Here is a 231-nt window from a genome sequence, read left to right as displayed (position 1 = left end):
CTGCGCCTTGAAGGCCTGAATTTTGCTCATGAAGGGCGCCAAGGTGCGGTATTGAAGAACGTGCAGGTGTGTGTGCCGGGCGGGCTGAAGGTGGCCATCAGCGGTGCCTCGGGGGTGGGGAAGTCGACCCTGATCGACCTGTTGCAGCGCTTCTACGACCCGGACGCCGGGCGTATCCTGCTGGATGGGACTGACCTGCGTGACCTGGACCTGGCCGCGCTGCGCCGGCGC

Annotated in this window: 1 protein-coding gene; it reads left to right on the top strand. The window is 65.8% G+C overall.

The annotated features are described in order from the left end of the window. A partial coding sequence (locus SB756_RS36040; protein WP_410914039.1) for an ATP-binding cassette domain-containing protein occupies nucleotides 1–231 on the top strand: 231 nt, incomplete at both ends.

The sequence above is a fragment of the Pseudomonas sp. SIMBA_068 genome (genome assembly GCF_046534705.1).
GTDB classification, from domain to species: Bacteria; Pseudomonadota; Gammaproteobacteria; order Pseudomonadales; family Pseudomonadaceae; genus Aquipseudomonas; species Aquipseudomonas putida.
Note: the sequence above shows the minus strand (reverse complement) of the source record. Positions and strands in the feature narration are given on the sequence as shown.